Source organism: Rhodococcus spongiicola (assembly GCF_004011835.1).
Classification (GTDB): domain Bacteria; phylum Actinomycetota; class Actinomycetes; order Mycobacteriales; family Mycobacteriaceae; genus Prescottella; species Prescottella spongiicola.
On the sequence record NZ_RKLN01000003.1, the window covers coordinates 559184 to 579620 of the forward strand.

The window sequence follows — 20437 nt, forward strand, 5'->3', positions numbered from 1 at the left end:
TACTTACTCATCCGTTCACGGTTGCCTCAGCTTGGACACCGCTTCGACGCCCCGTGATCTTCACTTCGAATCTATCTGCTTATGCGGACCGGCGACACCAGCCGGGGTGGAACACCGACATCGCCTACGCCGCGGCGAGCGCCTGTGTCGAAGGCGCCGGGATGACGACCCTGGTCTCCTGCGCGATACGCCCGCTGACTGCGGCATCCGTGGTGACGTTCTTCCGCTCCTTGCCACGCTCGCCGATGGCCGGAGCCGCGCCGACAGCCATCGTCTCGCTCACATCGACCAGCACCTCGGACAGCGGGACGTCGAGCGCCTCGCAGATCGCCGCCAGCAACTCGCTCGATGCTTCTTTGCGCCCCCGCTCGATCTCGGATAGGTAGCCCAGGCTCACCCGCGCACTGTTCGACACCTCACGCAGGGTTCGGCTCTGCGAAACGCGTGTGCGCCGAAGACTGTCACCGATTGCCTCACGCAATAGCAGCGCCATCTCGCTCCTCCTCTGTCCGATACCCCGCTTGTGTTTCAAACGCATGAGCGCAAGTGATTGGTTCCCAAACTCTATCGCGCCAAACGTTCGAGCAAACCGGACACCGCCGCGTGGACACAAGCGAGTCGCACTTCCCACCGATCTCCGCTGATGTCGAGCTCCGAGACCTCGGTTCCACCCGGTCCCGAGACCCCCAGGAAGACGGTGCCGGGCGAGTGCTCGTCCTGCGGGTCAGGGCCGGCCACGCCCGTGACACCGACACCCCAATCCGCTGAGCAACGCCGCGCCGCGCCCTCCGCAAGCTGCGCCGCAGTTCGAGGAGCGACCGGCCCATCCTCCGCCAGCACCTCGGCATCGACACCGGCAAGCGTGCTCTTGAGGTCGGTGGCGTAGACGACGAGCCCGCCACGCAACACGTTGCTCGCCCCGGGGACACCGGCCAGAGTCGCGGCGAGCAGGCCCGCCGTCACGGACTCCGCCGTCGCAATCGTCTCGCCGCGACGAATCAGGGCTTCGACGAGTTCACGGACGGGCACCGCCACCGTCAGCGGATCGGTCATGCGTCCGTGTTTCCGGCGCTCGTGTTTCCGGCGCCCGCGTTTCCGGCGCCCGTGTGTCCGACGCCCGTGTGTCCGACACCGGCCCGCAGCCGTATTGCCTGAATCAGATAGTCGAGCCCGGTCGCGACCGTCAGGATGACCGCCAGCCCCATCAGCGTCGCGCTGACCGGTGCGAATCCATCCGGCAGCGGAATCAGATACAGCCCGATGGCGAGTGTCTGGACGAGAGTCTTGAGCTTGCCTCCGCGGCCCGCGGGGATCACACCGTGCCGCAGGACCGCGAAGCGCACCAACGTGATACCGAGTTCGCGCGCCGCGATGACGCCGGTCACCCACCACGACAGGTCCCCGAGGATCGACAGGCCAACCAACGCGGCGCCGATGAGCGCCTTGTCAGCGATCGGGTCAGCCATCTTCCCGAAGTCGGTGACCAGACCATGTTTCCGGGCCAGCTGCCCATCGATGCGATCGGTGATCGCGGCCAGCGCGAAAATCGACGCGGCCGTGATCCGCCAAAAGGTCGAATGACCTCCATCCGCGAACAGCGCGACGAGGAACACCGGCACCAGCACGATGCGCAGAACCGTCAGGACGTTCGCGATGTTGAGCAGGGGAACCGGGGTGTGTGCCGGCACGCCGTCGGCGGGAAGAGCGTCGGCGGCGGCCACTTCGCGGCGCGGCGTGTTCATGACAGAACCGATCCGGCGGTTCGCCCGGGCACGCCAGCGGACGAGAAGCGGTCGCGGGCGTCGGATCGGGGCGGCACGCTACTCACAATATCGGTTCCGTCGGTGACTACTGTGCACCACATGACTTCTGGGACTCCGGTAGCTGGAACGGACGAGGCCGAAGGACTGAAAGTGCGACGTGCGCGCACCTCGGATGTGCCGGAGATCAAAAGGCTCATCGACATCTACGCAGGACGGATCCTGCTCGAGAAGAACCTCGTAACGCTGTACGAGTCTGTGCAGGAGTTCTGGGTGGTCGAACTGGCCGACACCGTCGTCGGTTGCGGTGCGATGCACGTGCTGTGGTCCGACCTGGGCGAGGTGCGCACCATAGCTGTCGACCCCCGGGTGAAGGGCAGGGGTGCAGGCCACCTCATCGTCGCGAAACTGATCGAGGTGGCTCGCGAACTCGACCTCGAACGGCTATTCGTGCTCACCTTCGAGGTCGAGTTCTTCGCGAAACACGGCTTCGCCGAGATCGACGGCACGCCAGTGACCGCAGAGGTTTATGCGGAGATGTGCCGTTCCTACGACACCGGCGTAGCGGAGTTCTTGGACCTGAGCTACGTCAAACCCAATACGCTGGGTAATACCCGCATGCTGCTGACACTCCGATGACTTCCACACCGGTGGCTTCATACCGGGGATCGAGGAATCATGTCGCTGTTCTTCGTCCAGTACACGTACGCCCCCGACAAGTCCGCGCAGCGCGACGACCACCGGACCGATCACCGGGCTTGGCTCTCTGATCTGGAACGCCGCGGCACCTTGCACTCCTACGGGCCGTTTGCCGACGGCAGCGGTGCGCTGATGGTGGCCGAGGCGTCGAACCTCGACGAGCTTCGTTCCTTCTTCGACCAGGATCCATTCGCAAGGGCCAACTTGCTGGAACAAGTGACCATTCGCGAATGGATCCCGGTCTTCGGAGCCTTCGCCAGGTAGCAGACGGGCAGCCGGCCCTGCCTCGCTGACCTACTTCTGCCGCTGCGCGTCCTTCTGGGCGTCGAGGTCGGAGCCGTCCTGGCCGGCGGGACCGTTCCGGGTCTTGATCAGGCTTGCAACCGCCGTCACCACCAGAACGCCGATGATCACACTCAACGACACGGCTGTCGAGATCTCGGGCACGACAACGTGCTGGCCGTCGTTGATGAACGGCAGGGTGTTCTCGTGCAGGGCGTGCAGAACCAGCTTGACGCCGATGAAGGCCAGGATGATCGACAGGCCGTACGAGAGGTACACCAGGCGCTCGAGCAGGCCTCCGATCAGGAAGAACAACTGCCGCAGACCCATCAATGCGAACGCGTTGGCCGTGAACACCAGGTACGGCTCCTGGGTCAGGCCGTAGATCGCGGGGATCGAGTCCAGCGCAAACAGCACGTCGGTGAAGCCGATGACGACGAGCGCAACGAGCAACGGCGTCACCATGCGCTTGCCGTCGACCTTGGTGATCAGCTTGTCGCCGTCGTACTCCTCGGATGTCGGAAGGAACCGCTTTACCAGCCGAACGATCTTGTTCTCGCGTTCCTGCTCGGCCTCCGGGCTGTGGCCGGCGTCCTTGATCAGCATTGCTGCGGTGTAGATCAGGAACGCGCCGAACAGGTAGAACACCCAGCTGTATGCGTTGATCGCGGCCGCGCCGACCGCGATGAACGCACCGCGCATGACGAGCGCCATCACGATGCCGATCAGCAGGACCTTCTGCTGATACTCGCGCGGCACCGCGAACGTCGACATGATGATCACGAAGACGAACAGGTTGTCGACCGACAGCGCCTTTTCCGTCACGTACCCCGCGAAGTACTCGCCGCCGAACGTGGTCCCCCAGACCGCGATCACGAAGATGCCGAAAGCGATCGCCAGGGCGATGTACACCGCCGACCAGAACGCCGACTCACGGAATGTCGGGGCGTGCGGAGTGCGCACGTGGGCGAAGAAGTCGAAGACGAACAGTCCGAGAATCACCAAGCACGTGATGATCCAGACAAGCGGGGAGACAGCCATCGATATTTGACCTCCGGTAGGTACGCCACCACCGGAGGTCTCTCCCACCTACCCGCTTCACCACGAGCGGATCGGTCGACAGAACCGGAGCAGCAACGGTGCCGCTCGTGTTGACGAGCCTGTCGCGGGGACGGGGATACTCCCCTCCAAAGTGCCCCTTATTCAACCACAGAGGCACTTCCTGGGCCGAACGACCGTGACGAATCGCTCAGTCGACGCTCTCGGCCAGGTTGGGGCCACCACCGCGGATGGACCACAGCAGACCGTCCAGTTCGTCGGGCTTGATGAGCACCTCCCGAGCCTTCGAGCCTTCGCTCGGCCCGACGATTTCACGGGTCTCCATCAGATCCATCAGCCGACCTGCCTTGGCGAAACCGACGCGCAGCTTGCGCTGCAGCATCGACGTCGATCCGAACTGGCTCGATACGACCAGTTCGACGGCCTGGAGGAACACATCCATGTCGTCGCCTATGTCGGGGTCGACGTTCTTCTTCTCGCCCGCTTTGGCTGACGTGACGCCCTCGGTGTACTCGGGCTCGGCCTGGTTCTTGGTGAAGTCGACAACCGCGGCGATCTCTTCGTCGCTGATGAACGCACCCTGCATCCGGATCGGCTTGCCCGCACCCATCGGCAGGAACAACCCGTCACCCATGCCGATGAGTTTCTCGGCACCGGGCTGATCGAGGATGACCCGGGAGTCGGTGAGCGACGACGTCGCGAACGCCAGCCGCGACGGCACATTGGTCTTGATCAGACCAGTCACGACATCGACGGACGGTCGCTGCGTCGCGAGCACGAGATGGATGCCGGCAGCACGGGCCTTCTGTGTGATCCGGACGATCGCCTCCTCGACATCCCGAGGCGCCGTCATCATCAGGTCGGCGAGTTCGTCCACGATCGCAAGGATGTACGGGTACGGCCGGTACACGCGCTCGCTGCCCAACGGCGCGGTGATCTCTCCGGACTTCACCCTGGTGTTGAAGTCGTCGATGTGCCGGACCCGGCTCGCCTGCATGTCCTGGTAACGCTGCTCCATCTCCTCGACGAGCCACGCCAGTGCCGCCGCCGCCTTCTTGGGCTGGGTGATGATCGGCGTGATCAGGTGTGGAATGCCCTCGTAGGGGGTGAGCTCGACCATCTTGGGGTCGATGAGGATCATCCGGACCTCGTCCGGGGTCGCGCGGGTAAGCAGCGACACGAGCATGGAGTTCACGAAGCTCGACTTGCCGGATCCGGTAGAGCCCGCGACCAGCAGGTGCGGCATCTTCGCAAGGTTGGCGCTCACGAAATCGCCTTCGATGTCCTTGCCGAGACCGATCACGAGCGGATGGTGGTCCTTGCGGGTGGGTGGCGCGGCGAGCACGTCGGACAGGCGCACCATCTCACGGTCCGAGTTGGGCACCTCGATGCCCACGGCCGACTTGCCCGGGATCGGTGCCAACAGTCGCACGTTGTCGGTGGCGACCGCATAGGCGATATTGCGGGTGAGGGCGGTGATCTTCTCCACCTTTACGCCGGGGCCGAGTTCCACCTCGTACCGCGTGACCGTGGGACCGCGGGTGTACCCGGTCACAGCCGCGTCGATCTTGAACTGCTCGAGGACCTCGGTGATCGCCTCGATCATCGAATCGTTGGCCTTGCTGCCCAGCTTCGGCGGGTCGCCCTCGAGCAGCAGCGACATCGGCGGCAGCACGTAGTCGCCCTCGACGATCCGGTCCGGGACGAAGACATCCTCCTCCGGTGTGGGGGCGGTTTCCTGCTCCGGAGTGGGCGGTGGGGTGCTGCGAGCGCGCGATCCGGGCCGGACAGATGCGGCGGACCCGGGCCGCCCCGACTCGGGCTCGGAGTCGGACTCAGATGCAGACTCCGATTCCGGTGGGACCGGCACACCGTCGAGATCACCCGGATCCCACAACCCGAGCACCTCGGTCGCGGCGCCCTCGTGGACCTCGTCGGTGGGATAGTTCTCCTCCGGGGTGCCACGATGGCGGCGCGGTGTGCGGCGGGACAGCCGTGCCGTCTCGACACCCTCGACCGGGTAGCCGTCCACGTCGAACAGGCTCGGATCGTCCTCGTCCGGACCGTGGCCGTAGCCATCCCGGAAGTCGGGGTCGGAGTCGTGGCCGTACTCGTCGTAGTCGTCGCCGCGGTACGAGGCACCGAACCAGGACCGCAACCGTTCCGGGACCTCGCGCACCGTGGTCTTGGTCAGCAGTAGGACACCGAAGAACATCGCCATCAGCAAAAGGGGTACCGACAACCATTCGGTGACGCCCCTCGTGAGCGGGCCGGCAACGAGGTAGCCGACCACCCCGGCACCCTCCGGCCAACCGGTCGACGATGTCGGCGAGCCTGACGCGAGGTGCCACAGCCCGACGGCCGGCAACCCAACGAGCAGCGAGCCCCAGATCAAGCCGACCCGGTCGTCGGGCTTCGGTGCGGTCCGCATCAGTACGACTGCGATGACGACTCCGACGATCGGTAGGACCGCAGCAACCGCGCCGACGACTGCGCGCACGCAGGTTTCGATCCATTGCCCCACCGGGCCGCCGGCTGAGAACCACATCCCTCCCGCGATAACGACGCTGACCGCGATCAGCCCCAGCGCGATCCCGTCTCGGCGGTGGCCGTGCGCGACATCGGTGGCCTTGCCGATCGTCCGGGCGGTCGCGCCCAGTCCCCTGGTGGCCATGGACCAACCGGCGCCGATACGACGGCCCACCGAGGCGAACGCATTGGTTCCTCGATGCGTCTTCCTGCTCGGTCTGCGACGGACCGAACCCGCACGCGAGGCGGCGGGTTTACGCCTGGCCGAACCGCGAGCCGTGGAGGACCTGCGCGACGCGGAGGTTCGCGCCGCGGCCGCGGAACCGCTGCGGCTCGCGGCGCGAGATGTGCGAGACGATGCGCCGCGCGCAGCAGAGGCTGAGCGCGCTCGGGTCCGCGACGTGGAAGCCTTCGAACTCGATCCACGGGCGCTTGTCTTCCCTGCCATACAGGTCAGGTTAGACGCTACGACCCCATCCGGACCATCCACAACACACGCCACACCCGTTCACGTGCTCTGACACGGCTGCGGCAACGGGAGACGGTCACACATTGCGGTCGAGTCCGGCGACCACCGCCACGTCCTCGGGCTTTCCTTCGAACTCCACCTGCGCCTGATCGCGTCCGAACGCATACATCAGCAGTTCGGCGGGCTCCCCGCGGAGCGTCACCGAGGTGGCACCGACGGACCGCACCGTGGCACGCTTCCCGTCGGGTCGCTCGAGGACGACCGTCAGCGGGGACCGGCGGTAGCTGCGCCGGCCGATCCCGGTCGCGACGGCCCAGAGTTTGTCCTGCAACCGATCGGGCAACGCGCGCACCGACCAGTGCTTTTGGGCGCGCCGGACGTCCTCGTGGTGGACGAACATCTCGGCGAGATTGGCCTGCTCGTCGACCCACCGAAGCGGGGACCAGACCGGCGGACCCGACCGGACGTCGTCGAGTAAGGCGTTCCAGTCCCTCCTGGCGATGCCACGCTGGACCCGATCGGCGTACCCGGACAGCGCCGACACCATGATCCCCGGGCTCGCGTCGAATCGACGCTCGCGAAGCACGATGTGGGCGGCGAGATCCCGCACGGTCCAGTCACCGCAAAGCGTGGGCGCATCCGGTCCGATCATGCGCATCGTGTCGACCAGGGCATGGCGTTCATCGCGGGCAAAAGGCACACCCAACCGTAGCCGGACCTCGACTCGAACGGGCGAGGGTCTTGCGACGAGTCGTACCGTAGGTATCGACCGGAGCAGGAATCGACCGGACTCTCGTGTGAGGAGCCACAAATGTCGACGATCACCATGACCGAGCACGAACGCGAGCAGTTCCTCGCCGACGTACACGTGGGGGTGATCGCCGCGGAGCAAGACGACCGGGCGCCCCTCGCGGTACCGATCTGGTACGACTACTCCCCTGGCGGCGACGTGGTCGTGTGGACCAACCGCGGCACCGTCAAGGAGCGACTCATTCGGGCAAACGGCAGGTTCAGCCTCTGTGCACAGCAGGAGGCGCCGCCGTACCGGTACGTCAGCGTGGAGGGGGCTGCCACGTTCCAGGACGCCGTCAACCCCGATGACGTCCTCCCGCTCGTGCGCAGATACTTGCCCGAAACCGAGGCGCGAGCGTTCATCAGCGAGTCGTTCAACGACAAGGCCGTCCTGATCCGGATGCGACCCGAGCGGTGGTACACCGTCGACTACGGGAAGCTCGAGTCCTGAGCCTCCCTGAGCCTCAGCGAGTGCCGCGTCGTCGCCGGAACGGCCACACGAGGCGACGACGGCGGCCGAACCGCACTTCCCTCCGACGGATCTCGCGGTAGCCGGCTTCGGCCAGCGCGGCGCGCGCAAGAACCCGACGGGCTCTGCGCTGCTCCTCGTCGATCCCGGCGGCCTCCGCGTATGACGTCGAAGCCCGTTCGGCGCGCCACCGCTCGACCACCTCATCGGCGTCGACCCGCCCGATGGGGACATGGGGGCCGGACGGGTTCCGCAGCCACGTCACGATCCTCCGGTTGAGGCGAGCGACCTCGTCCCGAACCTCGCGCTCGGTGCGGTCGCGCCGTACCGCCGCCGGCAGCCGCTCGATGTCCTTGCGCAGCCGCAGGGGTTCGGGCAGCAAGTCGTCGGCTGAGAGCCCCTCACGCCGGAGATACCCGCGCACCCACCAGTCTTCGCCACCACCGGCGGGGATCGGCTTGCCGGCCCCCTCGAGGTTGTCCAACTCACCGCGCTCGTACGCGCCCCGGATCTGCTTTTCGACCCACGACTCGAACGTGGCACGCAGCGGCTTGCGCTCGACCATGACGGGACAACCTCCTCACCCGTCTTGCCCACAACCTCCGGCTACGGCACCCCGATGACGGTCGGCACGATCATCGGCCGACGCCGGTACTTCTCCGCCACCCATCGTCCCACCACCCGGCGCACGGCCTGCGCGATGCGGTGAGTGTCATCGATACCCTCGCTCGCCAATCGCACGAGTTCGGACTCGACGAGCGTCGCAGCCTCCTTGAGTGCGGCGGGATCGTCGGAAAAGCCGCGACCGGCCACCTCGGGAGTGCTGACGGCACGGCCCGTGGCCGAATCGACCGCGAGCGAAATCGAAATGAACCCGCCCTCGCCCAGGATCAGACGGTCCGACAGCGTCGAGTCACCGACGTCCCCGACCGAGTTGCCGTCGACGTACACGTGCCCGACCGGGACCCGCCCGACGATCTCGGCGAGACCGTCGACCATGTCGACGACCACGCCGTCCTCGGCGAGCACGATCCGATCCTCCGGGACGCCCGTGGCCTTCGCCAGTGCCGCGTTGGCCCGCAGGTGGCGCCACTCGCCGTGCACCGGCATCGCGTTGGTGGGCCGTACCGCGTTGTACAAGTACAACAGCTCACCGGCGGACGCGTGTCCGGAGACGTGAACCTTGGCGTTCTGCTGCGTGATGATGGTTGCGCCGCGCTTGGCGAGGCCGTTGACGACCGCGAACACCGAGTTCTCGTTGCCGGGGATCAGTGACGACGCGAGCACGACGAGGTCGTTCGCACGGATGTTGATCTGGCGGTGTTCTCCCCGCGCCATCCGCGACAGCGCCGACAGGGGCTCGCCCTGGGATCCAGTGGAAACGAGGACGAGTTTGTCGTCGGGCAGACTCGCCGCGGTGTCCATGTCGACTACCAAGCCGTCCGGCACCGACAGGTAGCCGAGATCTTGCGCGATCTGCATGTTCCGGACCATCGAGCGGCCCACGAACGCGACCCGACGGTTGTACCGCTCGGCGACGTCGACGACCTGCTGGATCCGGTGCACGTGGCTTGCGAACGACGCAACGATCACCCGCTGAGTGGCCTTGCCGATGACGTGGTCGAGCACGCCGCCGATCTCCCGTTCGGGGGTCACGAAGCCCGGTACCTCGGCGTTGGTCGAATCGACGAGGAACAGATCGACGCCCTCGTCGCCGAGTCGGGAGAAGCCCGCGAGGTCGGTGAGGCGGCCGTCGAGTGGCAGTTGGTCGAGCTTGATGTCGCCCGTGTGCAGTACCAGACCTGCCGACGTGCGGATGGCGACGGCAATCGCGTCCGGGATCGAGTGATTGACGGCGAAGTACTCGCAGTCGAACGGGCCGTGGGCGGTGCCGCCACCCTCGGCGACCTCGACGAGGTTGGGACGAAGACGGTGCTCACGACACTTGGCGGCGACGAGCGCGAGGGTGAACCTGGCACCGACGACCGGGATGTCGGGTCGCAGCCGCAGCAGGAACGGAACAGCGCCGATGTGATCCTCGTGGCCGTGCGTGAGGATGATCGCCTCGACGTCGTCCATCCGGTCCTCGATGTACCGGAAGTCGGGGAGGATCAGGTCGACGCCGGGCTGCTGGTCCTCCGGGAACAGCACGCCGCAGTCGACGATGAGCAGTCGGCCCTCGTGCTCGAAGACGGTCATGTTTCGACCGATCTCACCGATGCCACCGAGCGCGACCACCCGCAGGCCCTTCGCGGGTGCTTTCGGTGGCAGGCCGAGACGATCGGTCGGGTCACCGGCGGCCCGAACGGACGGCGCATTGGCACCGCCGGCTCGAGCCGGCCGCGACTTGGCGCTCCCCGAGCGGCGGGACTGCGGCTTCCTGCCGCCTTCCTTCACCGCCGCCTCCCGTCGCGCCGCCGGACTCTCGGTGCGCTCGACGGCCGGCGCAGCCGACTCGGACGACTGGGAACGTTCGGCTGCGGTGCTCGGCGGGCCGGCCTGACGGAAAGCACTGCGACGGCGGGTCGGACGGGTCATGCGAGCACCCCCGCGGCATGCAGGTCCGCCGCCAGGACGTCGATCTGCTCGGTGGTGGGGGCAACCTGCGGCAGTCGCGGGTCGCCGACGTCGATGCCCAGGAGTCGCAGTCCGGCCTTCGAAGCGCTTACGCCGCCGAGTCGGGCCACGGAGCGGTTCACTGGCACGAGACTCAGGTTGATCTCACGCGCCGTCGCGAGGTCGCCCTCCATGAACGCGGTGTGCAGCGCACGCAGACGCTGCGGCACCAGGTGGCCGATGACGCTTACGAAGCCGATCGCGCCGACGGACAGCCACGGCAGGTTGAGTGGGTCGTCACCCGAGAAGAAGTCGAGGTCGGTGGTGCCGATCAGCTCGGCACCCGCGTTGAGGTCGCCCTTGGCGTCCTTGACCGCGAGGATGCGCGGATGGTCGGCGAGAGCGCGGATGGTCTCGGTCTCGATGGGAACCACGGAGCGCGGCGGAATGTCGTAAAGCATCACCGGAAGATCGGTGGCGTCGGCGACAGCGGTGAAGTGGGCGTACAGGCCCGCCTGCGGCGGGCGCGAGTAGTAGGGCGTCACGACGAGGAGCCCGTGGGCGCCGGCCCGCGCGGCATCCCGCGCGAGCTCGATACTGTGTGCTGTGTCGTTGCTGCCGGCCCCGGCGACGATCCGGGCGCGGTCGCCGACGGTGTCCACGACCGCGCGCAACAACTCGAGCTTTTCGTTCTCGGTGGTGGTCGGCGACTCGCCCGTGGTACCGGCCAGCACCAATCCGTCACAGCCGTTGTCAACGAGGTGGGCAGCCAACTCGACACCCGCGTCCAGATCCAGCTTCCCGTCCTTGGTGAATGGAGTCACCATCGCCGTGAGGACGGTGCCGAACGGACGCTCGACGGAACCAGCTGAATCACCGTAAGTCATGGTCAGAAGGCTACCCGGTCACCGATGCAGACTTGAACCGACGGCACCCCCGGGGCGTCGCCGCAGTCAGCCGACCCTATCGAACTCGCTCGTGGCGATTTCCGAACCATCCGGCAGTTCGGCGATTTCGAAGTCTCCGAACACATTCGGGGCGCAGCCCTGCAACTGCCGAAGGCATTCGACGGCGACGCGACGGATCTCGACGTCGGCGTGCTCGGTGGCACGCATTTCGATGAAGTGGCGCCACGCGCGGTAGTTGCCGCTAACCACAAGGCGGGTCTCGGTGGCGTTGGGCAGCACCGAGCGAGCGGCCTGGCGGGCCTGCTTGTTCCGGATCGGTCCGTTCGGCACGTCGGCGAGCTTCGCCTCGAGCGCGGCCAGCAACTCCGCATAAGCTTCACGGCTCGCGTCGGCGGCCTTCTCGAACAACGCCTCGAGTTGCTCGTCACCGGCAATCGCGGGCGGGATGACGAAGTTGGCATCGGTCTCGCGCACGAACCGCTGCGATAACTGCGAGTACGAGAAGTGCCGGTGCCGGATCAGCTCGTGTGTGCAGGAGCGTGAGATCCCGGTGATGTAGAAGCTCACACTCGCGTGCTCGAGAACCGACAGGTGGCCCACTTCCAGTAGATGCCGCAGGTATCCGACATTGGAGGCGGTGCGCGGGTTCGGCTTGGACCAACTCTGGTAGCAAGCCCGGCCGGCGAACTCGGCGAGTGCTTCGCCGCCGTCCGCGTCGGTCTGCCACGGGACGTCAGTCGGCGGGACGAACTCCGTCTTCGCAATAAGTTGAACGTTCAAAGATGCCGCATTCCGCATCGCGATTCCTCCCGATCTCGCCTCTCATCCCCGGTGCGCACCATATCGCCGCCGCCTGATCGCCGCCTCTCGGTCGACGCTGCACGGTCGGAACTCGCCGCGCGCATCTTCGCGGCGGCCAAGACACTTACGATTTCGGCTACTCGCCCCGGTTGTGACATCAAGAATGACGTCACTGCCCCTTGCGGTGACGCCATGATGACGTCAGAATGACGTCATGGAACTCACGGACTACACCAGCAGATTGCGCGACGACGTCGCGGCCGCAGCAGCCCTCGGTGACGCCGACACCCAGCGCATCGCCGAGGCCCTCGGGGGTGCGGTCGAGCGGTCGGCTCAGCTCATGCTCGTGTCGGCGCTGTCCGACTTGGCCCGCGAGGCGTCAGACGAACTGGGCGACCGCACACTCCACGTGCGGTTCGACGGCACCGCCGCCAGCGTCGAGACGGTCCGACGCCCATCCTCTTCCGACGAGTCCCCGTCGAACTCGCACAACACGGCGTCGAACTCGCACAACACGTCGAGTTCGGACGACGCTGCAGACCCCTACCGCACGCTCGAGGACGTCACCGGCGACATCAGTCGCGTGACGCTGCGGCTGGTCGACCAGATCAAGGCGCGCGCCGAGGAGGCCGCCCTGCGGGACGGAATGTCACTCAACTCGTGGGTCTCGCAGGCGGTTCAGGGCGCACTGCACGACCAGATGCGCCACAACCGTCCCGACCCCGACGACTCCTGATCGTCCCGTCCGTTCACCTGCCGGAACCTGCGCTTCCGAAATGATCTAATTGCATCTCATCGTTCACCAGGCAGAGGAGTGCAAATGGCAGTTTCCGGGGCAAAGGAGTTCGAGGTAAAGGCCGCGCCAGCCGATGTCATGGCGGCCATCGCGGCCGTGGAGCGCCTTCCCGAATGGTCGTCCCCTCACAAGAAAGTCGTCGTCGAGAGCACGCACCCGGACGGTCGCGCAAATCGGGTGCGGATGAATGTGTCGATCCTGGGAATCAACGACGAGCAGGTCGTCGACTACTCGTGGGACGGCGACAAATACATGTCGTGGACACTGGTCGAGAGCACTCAGCAGAACAGCCAGCAGGGGTCGTACACCCTCACCCCCAAGGGTGACGGCACACTCGTCAAGTTCGAACTGACCATCGACCCGAAGATCCCGCTGCCGGGCTTCATGCTGAAGAAGGCACGGAACATGGCTCTCGACACCGCCAGTCAGGGGTTGACCAAGTTCGTCGGCGGCAAGTAGGCCGCCGATACGACCCCTGTCAGAGGTGGCCGGCTCAGAGGTCGCCGGCGACGGTGACGGCGATCGTGGCTCCGAGCTCGTAGCAGCTCTCCCGGTCGGCCGCGCCGACGGGGCCGACGATCTCGACGATCTGCGCGGACTGCGCCAGCTCCAGTCCGCCGACGATCTTCTGGACCGACTTCGCCGCACCCGCGGTGTCGTTGTTGCCGTGCACCCACAGCCCGTACGGGCGGCCGGCAACGGTGTCGAGACACGGGTAGTAGACCGTGTCGAAGAAGTGCTTGAGCGCTCCGGACATGTACCCGAAGTTCGCGGACGTCCCGAAGAGGTAACCGTCGGCGCTCAGCACATCGACCGGCGTCGCGTGCAGCGCAGGCACGGAACGCACTACGACGCCGGTGATCTCGGGATCACGCGCACCGGCCAGCACGGCCTCGAGTAGTTCACGGGTCGCCGGAGACGACGTGTGGTGGACCACCAGAAGCGTCTTCTGGGTCTTCTCCGGCGGCTCGTCGGCCATCTCGGTCAGCCTTCCCGCTCGAGCTTCTCGAGTGCGACGGCGCGCCGCATCGTCTCGCGGGCCCTGCCGCGGTCACCGGCGTAGTCATAGGCTCTCGCCAACCGATAGGAATTGCGCCAGTTGTCGGGATCGCCCTCCCATTCCTGCTTGACCTGCGCGAACAGCGCATCGGCGGCACCGCGATCGATGCGGCCTGAGGGTCGCCGCGGCAGGTCCGAGACATCCAACTCGAGGCCCTCGTGGTGGATTCGGCGGGCGAGGTGCTGGTGCGCCAGACCTGACCTGATGGTCGCCACGACCATCCAAACACCGAGCACCGGCAGCACCAGGACCGCGAGGCCGAGCCCGACCGGAACAGCCCGGCCGTCCTGGATCAACGAGACGCCCCGCTGGCCGAGGAGCACGAAGTAGAACGCGAGAACGGCGACGATCGCCGCGATCGCGCCGACAATGCGGGTGGACGGGTTCTTCACAGGTCCAGCAGGGGGTCGATGCCGACGGTCAGCCCGGGGCGCTGCGCGATCTCACGTACGCCGAGCAGGACGCCGGGGGCGAAGGAATTCCGGTCGATCGAATCGTGCCTGATCGTCAGCGTCTCCCCCTGAGTACCCAGGAGCACCTCCTGATGCGCCACGAGGCCGGCCAGTCGCACCGAGTGCACCCGTACCCCGCTCACGTCGGCACCACGCGCACCCTCGAGTTCGGTGGTCGTCGCGTCGGGACTGGCCCCGAGACCGGCCTTCTCCCGTGCCTCGGCGATGAGACCCGCGGTCCGGTAGGCGGTACCCGACGGCGCGTCGGCCTTGTTGGGATGGTGCAGTTCGATCACCTCGACCGAGTCGAAGAAGCGCGCCGCGGCCGCCGCGAAACGCATTGACAGCACGGCTCCAATCGCGAAATTCGGCGCGATCAACACCCCGACACCCGGGTTCGCATCCAGCCAGGACTGCACCTGCGCGAGTCGGGTGTCGTCGAAGCCGGTGGTCCCGACGACGGCATGGATGCCATTCGAGATCAGGAAGTGGAGGTTGTCCATCACCACGTCGGGGTGGGTGAAGTCGATGACGACCTGGGTCCGCTGGTCGACGATGCCCTCGATCCGATCGCCTTGGTCGACGCCGACCACCAGTTCGAGGTCGTCAGCCTTCTCGACGGCCTCGCACATCGCGCGCCCGACCTTGCCCTTCGCGCCCAGAACACCGACCCTGATGGGTGCTGCTGAAGTCACGTACCCGCTCCGTCCGAAATCCTTGCAACCCTGCTCGTTCTCGACGTAAGCCTACGGTGCGCGACTCGACCGCCCGTATCCGACGCTCGGCGTCACACGCGGACGGCGGTAATGAACTCACTTGACCGCGAGGGGCCACCGTCAGGGTTCAAGAGGGGGCGCCCGAATCGCTCGGCCACCTCTCTCGAGTACGCGATCTCGACCTCCCAGCCGTGGTCTCTGAGCCATTCAACCGGGTGGAGGTCGTCCTCCTCGGGCCACAGGGCCGCCATGTCGATGCCGAAACGCTCACTCAGCTGCTGGAACTGATCCTCCTGCAGCATGGCCTGGGCGTCGTCGACGTGCTCGAGCTCGAGGCGACTGCCGGGTGCGGACAGGTCCGTCACGAATTGGAACAATCGTTCCTTCGCGGCGTTCGGGAGGAACGGCAGCAATCCCTCTGCCAACCACGCGGAAGGCTTGGAGCGATCGAAGCCCTTGTTCTGCAGCGGAACCGCCCAATCCTCCCGAAGGTCTACCGCGAGCGCCCGACGATCCGCGCGGGGCCCAGCCTTCTCGACGGCCAGGACGTCGTCCTTGAACGCCAAGACCTTGGGGGCGTCGAGTTCGTAGACGGTCGTCCCGGTCGGCCAGTCCAGCCGGTAGGCGCGCACGTCGAGACCTGCGGCGAGCAGCACCATCTGGTCGATCCCGGCCCGACTTGCCTCGGCGAAGTAGTCATCGAAGTACCGCGTCCGTACGCCGATGTAGTCCGCCAGCCAAGTCCACGACTTCTCGATGTCGTCGACGTCCTCGAGACGGGTCGGCATCGGCATCGGCGGTGCCGCGGCCTCCACGAATGCTTCGGCATATGGATCCGCGGCCAGCGCGTCGTCGCGGTTGGTCTCGATCGATCTGCCGGCAGCCACTGCGAGCGCTGTGATCCCGACCCCGGTCACGATGTCCCATTCCGCCAGTTCGTTCATTTCGCACCTCGTTCGGTTGCGATGTCCAGGACATAATGGGTGCCGCTAAACGGTTGCCGGCCAACGGTTCTCGACACCACCTCAACAGCCTTACCCGGGCCGGGATCTGCTACTCCACAAGCCCGACCGTACGTTCCAGGCTACTCCTGCACCGATGCAGGCGCGGCTGAGATTCCGCTGCGAAGAACGCCGGCCTGAACGTACCGTCAAGTCAGGTGCGCACTCGCTCATGCCGGGCGCCACTGGTGCGCGCGCCTCGAGGGAGGTCGTCCGCGATGGATGTCCCGATGGGTTCGGAAGGCGAGAGGTACCGCATCGACACCGGGCGGCAGATCCTGCCGATACCACCCGAGGTCTATTCCGGCACGATCCTGTACGACGCCAAGGACCCCGACGCGACGTATCCCCCGATCCGCCCGCTGCGTCCACCCGCCGGCGCGCCCAACGTCCTCATCGTCCTGCTCGACGACGTCGGTTTCGGGGCGTCGAGCGCGTTCGGTGGCCCCGTCGACACACCGACGGCGGAGAGACTGGCCGGCGGCGGCCTGAAATACACCCGATTCCACACCACTGCGCTGTGCTCCCCCACCCGGGCGGCGTTGCTGACCGGGCGCAATCATCATCGGGTGGGCATGGGCGGCATCACCGAGTTGGCTACTTCGTCGCCCGGGTACAGCTCGGTGCGCCCCGACACGTGCGCGCCGTTGGCCGAGATCCTCACCCTCAACGGCTACGCGACCGCGCACGTCGGCAAATGTCACGAGGTCCCCATCTGGGAGACGAGTCCGGCCGGGCCGTTCGAACGCTGGCCGTCACCCGGCAACGGCTTCGAGTATTTCTACGGCTTCGTCGGCGGGGAAACCGATCAGTGGTACCCGACGCTGCACGAGGGCACTCGCCGGGTCGAACCGTGGGGCACGCCGGAGGAGGGGTACCACCTCACCGAGGATCTGGCCGCCAGAGCCATCGCGTGGGTGCGGCAACAAAAAGCGCTCACGCCCGACAAGCCGTTCTTCCTCTACTTCGCGCCCGGTGCCACGCATGCGCCGCACCATGTGCCGAGGGAGTGGGCCGACAGATATCGAGGCCTCTTCGACGACGGGTGGGACGCGTTGCGGGAAAGGATATTCGAACGGCAGAAGCAGCTCGGAGTGATTCCGGAGAATGCCGAACTCACCCGACGACACGAGGTCATTCCGGCCTGGGAGGACATGGACGAGGCGCTGCTGCCTGTCCTGCGTCGTCAGATGGAGAACTACGCGGGGTTCCTCGCACACACCGACCATCAAGTCGGTCGGGTCGTCGACGCCATCGAGGAACTCGGTTCATTGGACGACACGCTCGTCTACTACATCATCGGTGACAACGGCGCCTCGGCTGAGGGAACGCTGCAGGGTACGTTCAACGAGTTGATCAATCTCAACGGCATGCCCGAGATCGAGACTCCGGAATTCCTGACCAGCCAGCTCGACAAGCTCGGCGGCCCCGAGTCGTCGCCGCACTACGCGGTCGGGTGGGCGCATGCGATGGACACTCCCTACCAATGGACCAAGCAGATAGCGTCGCACTGGGGCGGAACCCGCAACGGGACGATCGTCCACTGGCCGCACGGGTTCGCCGCTCACGGAGAGCTACGCCACCAGTTTCACCACGTCATCGACATCGTCCCCACCGTGCTCGAGGCGGCGCACCTACCGGCGCCCTCGATGGTCAAGGGTGTGCGGCAGGATCCGTTCGACGGCGTCGACATGACCTACACCTTCGACGATGCCGAAGCGCCCGACCGCCACGTCACGCAGTACTTCGAGATGTTCGGCAACCGCGGGATCTACCACAAGGGGTGGTGCGCGGTCACCAAGCACCGGACCCCGTGGCAGACCGTCGGCGCCGCCGGAGTCGCGTTCGACGACGACGTGTGGGAGTTGTACGACTGCACGTCCGACTGGACTCAGTCCGACGACCTGTCGAAGGAACACCCCGACCGGCTGCACGAACTCCAGCGGCTGTTCCTGATCGAGGCAACACGCAACAACGTCCTCCCGCTCGACGACCGGGTGTTCGAGCGAGTCCTGCCGGGGATCTCCGGTAAACCCCGTCTGGTTCCGGGCAACAGGCAGGTCCTGCTACCGGGGATGGGCGGGCTACTCGAGATGCACATCGTGAATTGGCGCAATCGGTCCTGGTCGCTGACGGCGCAGGTCGACATCCCCAGCGATCTGGCGGCCGGGGCCAGCGGGGTGATCCTCAGCCTAGGCGGGCACGCCGGTGGCTGGGCCTTCTACCTGAAGGAAGGCCGGGTCACGTTCTGCTACAACCTCTTCGGTATCCACCGCACGCACATTCGCGGCGACCAGCCGGTACCCCCTGGAACCCGGCAGCTACGGATCGAGTTCGCCTACGACGGCGGCGGCCTGGGCAAGGGGGGCGACGTGACCCTGCTCGTGGACGGCGCGACGGTGGGCTCGGGCAGGATCGAGCGGACCGAACCCCTCGGGTTCGGCTACGAATACACCGACGTCGGGCGCGACAGCCAGTCGACCGTCACCCCGGACTACCCACGCGGCGACAACGCCTTCAACGGTCGGATCCACTGGGTTCAGATCGACGTCGGTGACGACGACCACGGCCATCTCGTCGACCCGACGGACGTCGTACGGGTCGCGGTGTACCGGCAGTGACGCCAGGCCACTCCGGCCGCTACCGGACGATCCCCCGAACCGAGGCGGGCAGATCCCGCTTGCCCCGGTACGGTCCCACCACAGCGGCCGCGAACGGCCGCTGCAGTAGCACCCGGGCGACCTCCCGCACGTCGTCGGTGGTGACCTCGTCGATCCGGGCGAGGGTCTCCGAAACCGAGTGATGATTACCGTAGTTCAGCTCGCTACGGCCGATCCGGTTCATCCGCGACCCCGAGTCCTCGAGCCCCAGCACGAGCGACCCGCGCAACGACCCTTTCGCGCGGGCGCATTCGGCATCGGTGATCCCGTTCGATGCGACACTCGCAAGGACCTCGCGTATCAACGTCGTCACGTCTCCGAGGTTCTCCGGCTGGCACCCCGCATACACGAAGAACGCACCCGTGTCCGCGAAGGTGTCCACACCCGAGTAGACCGAGTACGCGAGGCCGCGTTCCTCCCGGATCTCTTGGAACAGGCGGGAACTCAGGCCGCCACCCACCGCGGCGTTGAGAACCGACAACGGCCAGCGGTGCCCCTCGTGCCGACCGAAGGCTCGAACTCCCATCGTCAGGTGGGCCTGCTCGACGTCCCGCTTCGTCAGGCTCAACGTCGGCGCCGTCCGCAACCGGATCGCACCCTCTCGCCGGGGTACGGACACCGTGCCGCGGTCGAGGTGTCCGGCGAACGCCCGTCGTACCAGTTCCACCGTATGTTCGTGTTCGACGTTGCCCGCCACCGCGACCACCATCCGATTGGGTGTGTACCGGCGCATGTGGAATGAGTGCAGCTGGGTCCGGGTCATCGATTCGATCGAGCCCGTGCTGCCGATCACCGGTCGTCCGACCGGATGGTCACCGAAGAGCGCGGTCGAGAACGTGTCGCCGAGCAGGTCCTCGGGGTCGTCGTCGCGCATCGAGATCTCCTCGAGCACCACTTGCCGTTCGACGTCGACGTCGACGGAGCGGCAACGCCCTCGCAGCACCACGTCGCTGATCAGATCCATCGCGAGCGGTAGGTCGTCGTCGAGGACGTGGGCATAGAAGCACGTGTGTTCCTTCGCGGTGAAGGCGTTGAGCTCGCCACCGACGCCGTCCATCATCTGCGCGATGTCGACGGCCGAGCGCGTCGGGGTGGACTTGAACAGCAAGTGCTCGAGGAAGTGCGCGGCGCCGGCGACTGTGGGCTGCTCGTCGCGGGAGCCGACGCCGACCCAGATGCCGACCGATGCCGAGCGCACGCCGGGCAGGTGTTCGGTTACGACGCGGAGGCCACCGGGAAGCGTGGTGCGCTGGACACCGGTGCGGAGGTGGGTATCGAGTGCGGAGCCGCGTTGCGGCTTCTCGCGGAGGGATTGAGCCATATGGCGGTGCGTGTTTCCTTGCTTCCGGAAGTGTCGTGGCCGGATGATCCCCGGGGTGATGAACGTCGAACAACGATACACCGGAGACAGCACTCCGGCCCCACACG

22 protein-coding genes are annotated in these 20437 nt (G+C 66.4%); 7 read left to right on the forward strand and 15 right to left on the reverse strand.

Translation table 11 applies throughout. The features are described from left to right. Nucleotides 1-124: 124 nt before the first annotated feature. From EF834_RS10655 to pgsA, 3 genes are all read right to left on the reverse strand, one after another. Complete coding sequence (locus EF834_RS10655) at nt 125-493, reverse strand: helix-turn-helix domain-containing protein (protein WP_127947158.1); 369 nt, start codon at nt 491-493, stop codon at nt 125-127. 71 nt (nt 494-564) lie between these two features. Continuing rightward, on the reverse strand, nt 565-1053 hold the full coding sequence (locus tag EF834_RS10660) for a CinA family protein (protein ID WP_127947159.1): 489 nt from the start codon (nt 1051-1053) through the stop codon (nt 565-567). Beyond that, the gene (gene pgsA / locus EF834_RS10665; RefSeq protein ID WP_127947160.1) at nt 1050-1742 is read right to left on the reverse strand and encodes a CDP-diacylglycerol--glycerol-3-phosphate 3-phosphatidyltransferase; all 693 of its coding nucleotides are present in this window, start codon (nt 1740-1742) and stop codon (nt 1050-1052) included. The genes EF834_RS10660 and pgsA overlap by 4 nt, the downstream gene beginning before the upstream one ends. A 120-nt stretch (nt 1743-1862) precedes the next feature. Between pgsA and EF834_RS10670 the strand changes: the two genes are divergently transcribed. Together EF834_RS10670 and EF834_RS10675 are read left to right on the forward strand one after the other, a co-directional pair. Continuing rightward, complete coding sequence (locus tag EF834_RS10670) at nt 1863-2399, forward strand: amino-acid N-acetyltransferase (protein ID WP_206615233.1); 537 nt, start codon at nt 1863-1865, stop codon at nt 2397-2399. A 39-nt stretch (nt 2400-2438) separates the two neighbouring features. Beyond that, complete coding sequence (locus tag EF834_RS10675; protein ID WP_127947161.1) at nt 2439-2723, forward strand: YciI family protein; 285 nt, start codon at nt 2439-2441, stop codon at nt 2721-2723. Nucleotides 2724-2753: 30 nt separating this feature from the next. On the opposite strand, the gene EF834_RS10680 is transcribed toward EF834_RS10675, so the two are convergent. Both EF834_RS10680 and EF834_RS10685 read right to left on the reverse strand, forming a co-directional pair. Next, complete coding sequence (locus EF834_RS10680; RefSeq protein ID WP_127947162.1) at nt 2754-3782, reverse strand: TerC family protein; 1029 nt, start codon at nt 3780-3782, stop codon at nt 2754-2756. Nucleotides 3783-3990: 208 nt separating this feature from the next. Further along, nucleotides 3991-6474, reverse strand: a complete 2484-nt coding sequence (locus EF834_RS10685; protein ID WP_127947163.1) for a DNA translocase FtsK — start codon at nt 6472-6474, stop codon at nt 3991-3993. Between EF834_RS10685 and EF834_RS18500 the strand changes: the two genes are divergently transcribed. After that, nucleotides 6473-6850 (forward strand): hypothetical protein, encoded by a 378-nt coding sequence (locus EF834_RS18500; protein ID WP_164874113.1) that lies wholly within the window; start codon nt 6473-6475, stop codon nt 6848-6850. The genes EF834_RS10685 and EF834_RS18500 overlap by 2 nt on opposite strands. A gap of 24 nt (nt 6851-6874) precedes the next feature. Here the strand turns inward: EF834_RS18500 and EF834_RS10690 are convergent, their stop codons facing one another. Next, a complete protein-coding gene (locus EF834_RS10690; RefSeq protein WP_127947164.1) occupies nt 6875-7498 on the reverse strand; it encodes a TIGR03085 family metal-binding protein in 624 nt (207 codons plus the stop codon). Between the two features lie 111 nt (nt 7499-7609). On the opposite strand from EF834_RS10690, the gene EF834_RS10695 reads away from it, so the two are divergent. Beyond that, entirely contained in the window at nt 7610-8041 is a 432-nt protein-coding gene (locus EF834_RS10695; protein WP_127947165.1) for a pyridoxamine 5'-phosphate oxidase family protein, read from the forward strand. 13 nt (nt 8042-8054) lie between these two features. Here the strand turns inward: EF834_RS10695 and EF834_RS10700 are convergent, their stop codons facing one another. The 4 genes from EF834_RS10700 to thyX all read right to left on the reverse strand — a co-directional run bounded on the left by EF834_RS10700 (nt 8055) and on the right by thyX (nt 12321). Further along, nucleotides 8055-8624, reverse strand: a complete 570-nt coding sequence (locus EF834_RS10700) for a DnaJ family domain-containing protein (protein ID WP_127947166.1) — start codon at nt 8622-8624, stop codon at nt 8055-8057. Nucleotides 8625-8665: 41 nt separating this feature from the next. Continuing rightward, nucleotides 8666-10597, reverse strand: a complete 1932-nt coding sequence (locus EF834_RS10705) for a ribonuclease J (RefSeq protein WP_127947167.1) — start codon at nt 10595-10597, stop codon at nt 8666-8668. Further along, the gene (gene dapA, locus EF834_RS10710; protein ID WP_127947168.1) at nt 10594-11502 is read right to left on the reverse strand and encodes a 4-hydroxy-tetrahydrodipicolinate synthase; all 909 of its coding nucleotides are present in this window, start codon (nt 11500-11502) and stop codon (nt 10594-10596) included. The genes EF834_RS10705 and dapA overlap by 4 nt, the downstream gene beginning before the upstream one ends. A 66-nt stretch (nt 11503-11568) precedes the next feature. Further along, the gene (thyX, locus tag EF834_RS10715) at nt 11569-12321 is read right to left on the reverse strand and encodes an FAD-dependent thymidylate synthase (RefSeq protein ID WP_127947169.1); all 753 of its coding nucleotides are present in this window, start codon (nt 12319-12321) and stop codon (nt 11569-11571) included. Nucleotides 12322-12538: 217 nt separating this feature from the next. On the opposite strand from thyX, the gene EF834_RS10720 reads away from it, so the two are divergent. Both EF834_RS10720 and EF834_RS10725 read left to right on the forward strand, forming a co-directional pair. Then, the gene (locus EF834_RS10720; protein ID WP_127947170.1) at nt 12539-13060 is read left to right on the forward strand and encodes a hypothetical protein; all 522 of its coding nucleotides are present in this window, start codon (nt 12539-12541) and stop codon (nt 13058-13060) included. Between the two features lie 84 nt (nt 13061-13144). Further along, nucleotides 13145-13579 (forward strand): SRPBCC family protein, encoded by a 435-nt coding sequence (locus EF834_RS10725; protein WP_127947171.1) that lies wholly within the window; start codon nt 13145-13147, stop codon nt 13577-13579. 34 nt (nt 13580-13613) lie between these two features. On the opposite strand, the gene EF834_RS10730 is transcribed toward EF834_RS10725, so the two are convergent. The 4 genes from EF834_RS10730 to EF834_RS10745 form a co-directional block, all read right to left on the reverse strand. Continuing rightward, the gene (locus tag EF834_RS10730) at nt 13614-14099 is read right to left on the reverse strand and encodes a flavodoxin family protein (protein ID WP_127947172.1); all 486 of its coding nucleotides are present in this window, start codon (nt 14097-14099) and stop codon (nt 13614-13616) included. A gap of 5 nt (nt 14100-14104) precedes the next feature. Then, complete coding sequence (locus EF834_RS10735) at nt 14105-14572, reverse strand: hypothetical protein (RefSeq protein ID WP_127947173.1); 468 nt, start codon at nt 14570-14572, stop codon at nt 14105-14107. Beyond that, a complete protein-coding gene (gene dapB / locus EF834_RS10740) occupies nt 14569-15327 on the reverse strand; it encodes a 4-hydroxy-tetrahydrodipicolinate reductase (protein ID WP_127947174.1) in 759 nt (252 codons plus the stop codon). Before dapB ends, EF834_RS10735 begins: the two co-directional genes overlap by 4 nt. 92 nt (nt 15328-15419) lie before the next feature. Then, complete coding sequence (locus EF834_RS10745) at nt 15420-16292, reverse strand: class I SAM-dependent methyltransferase (RefSeq protein WP_127947175.1); 873 nt, start codon at nt 16290-16292, stop codon at nt 15420-15422. Nucleotides 16293-16606: 314 nt separating this feature from the next. Here EF834_RS10745 and EF834_RS10750 point away from each other — a divergent pair, with 314 nt between their 5' ends. After that, the gene (locus EF834_RS10750) at nt 16607-18970 is read left to right on the forward strand and encodes an arylsulfatase (protein WP_408014499.1); all 2364 of its coding nucleotides are present in this window, start codon (nt 16607-16609) and stop codon (nt 18968-18970) included. Between the two features lie 19 nt (nt 18971-18989). Here EF834_RS10750 and EF834_RS10755 read toward each other — a convergent pair whose 3' ends face one another. After that, nucleotides 18990-20330 carry a M16 family metallopeptidase gene (locus tag EF834_RS10755; protein WP_127947177.1) on the reverse strand — a complete coding sequence of 447 codons (1341 nt, stop codon included), beginning with the start codon at nt 20328-20330 and terminating at the stop codon, nt 18990-18992. Nucleotides 20331-20437: the final 107 nt, after the last annotated feature.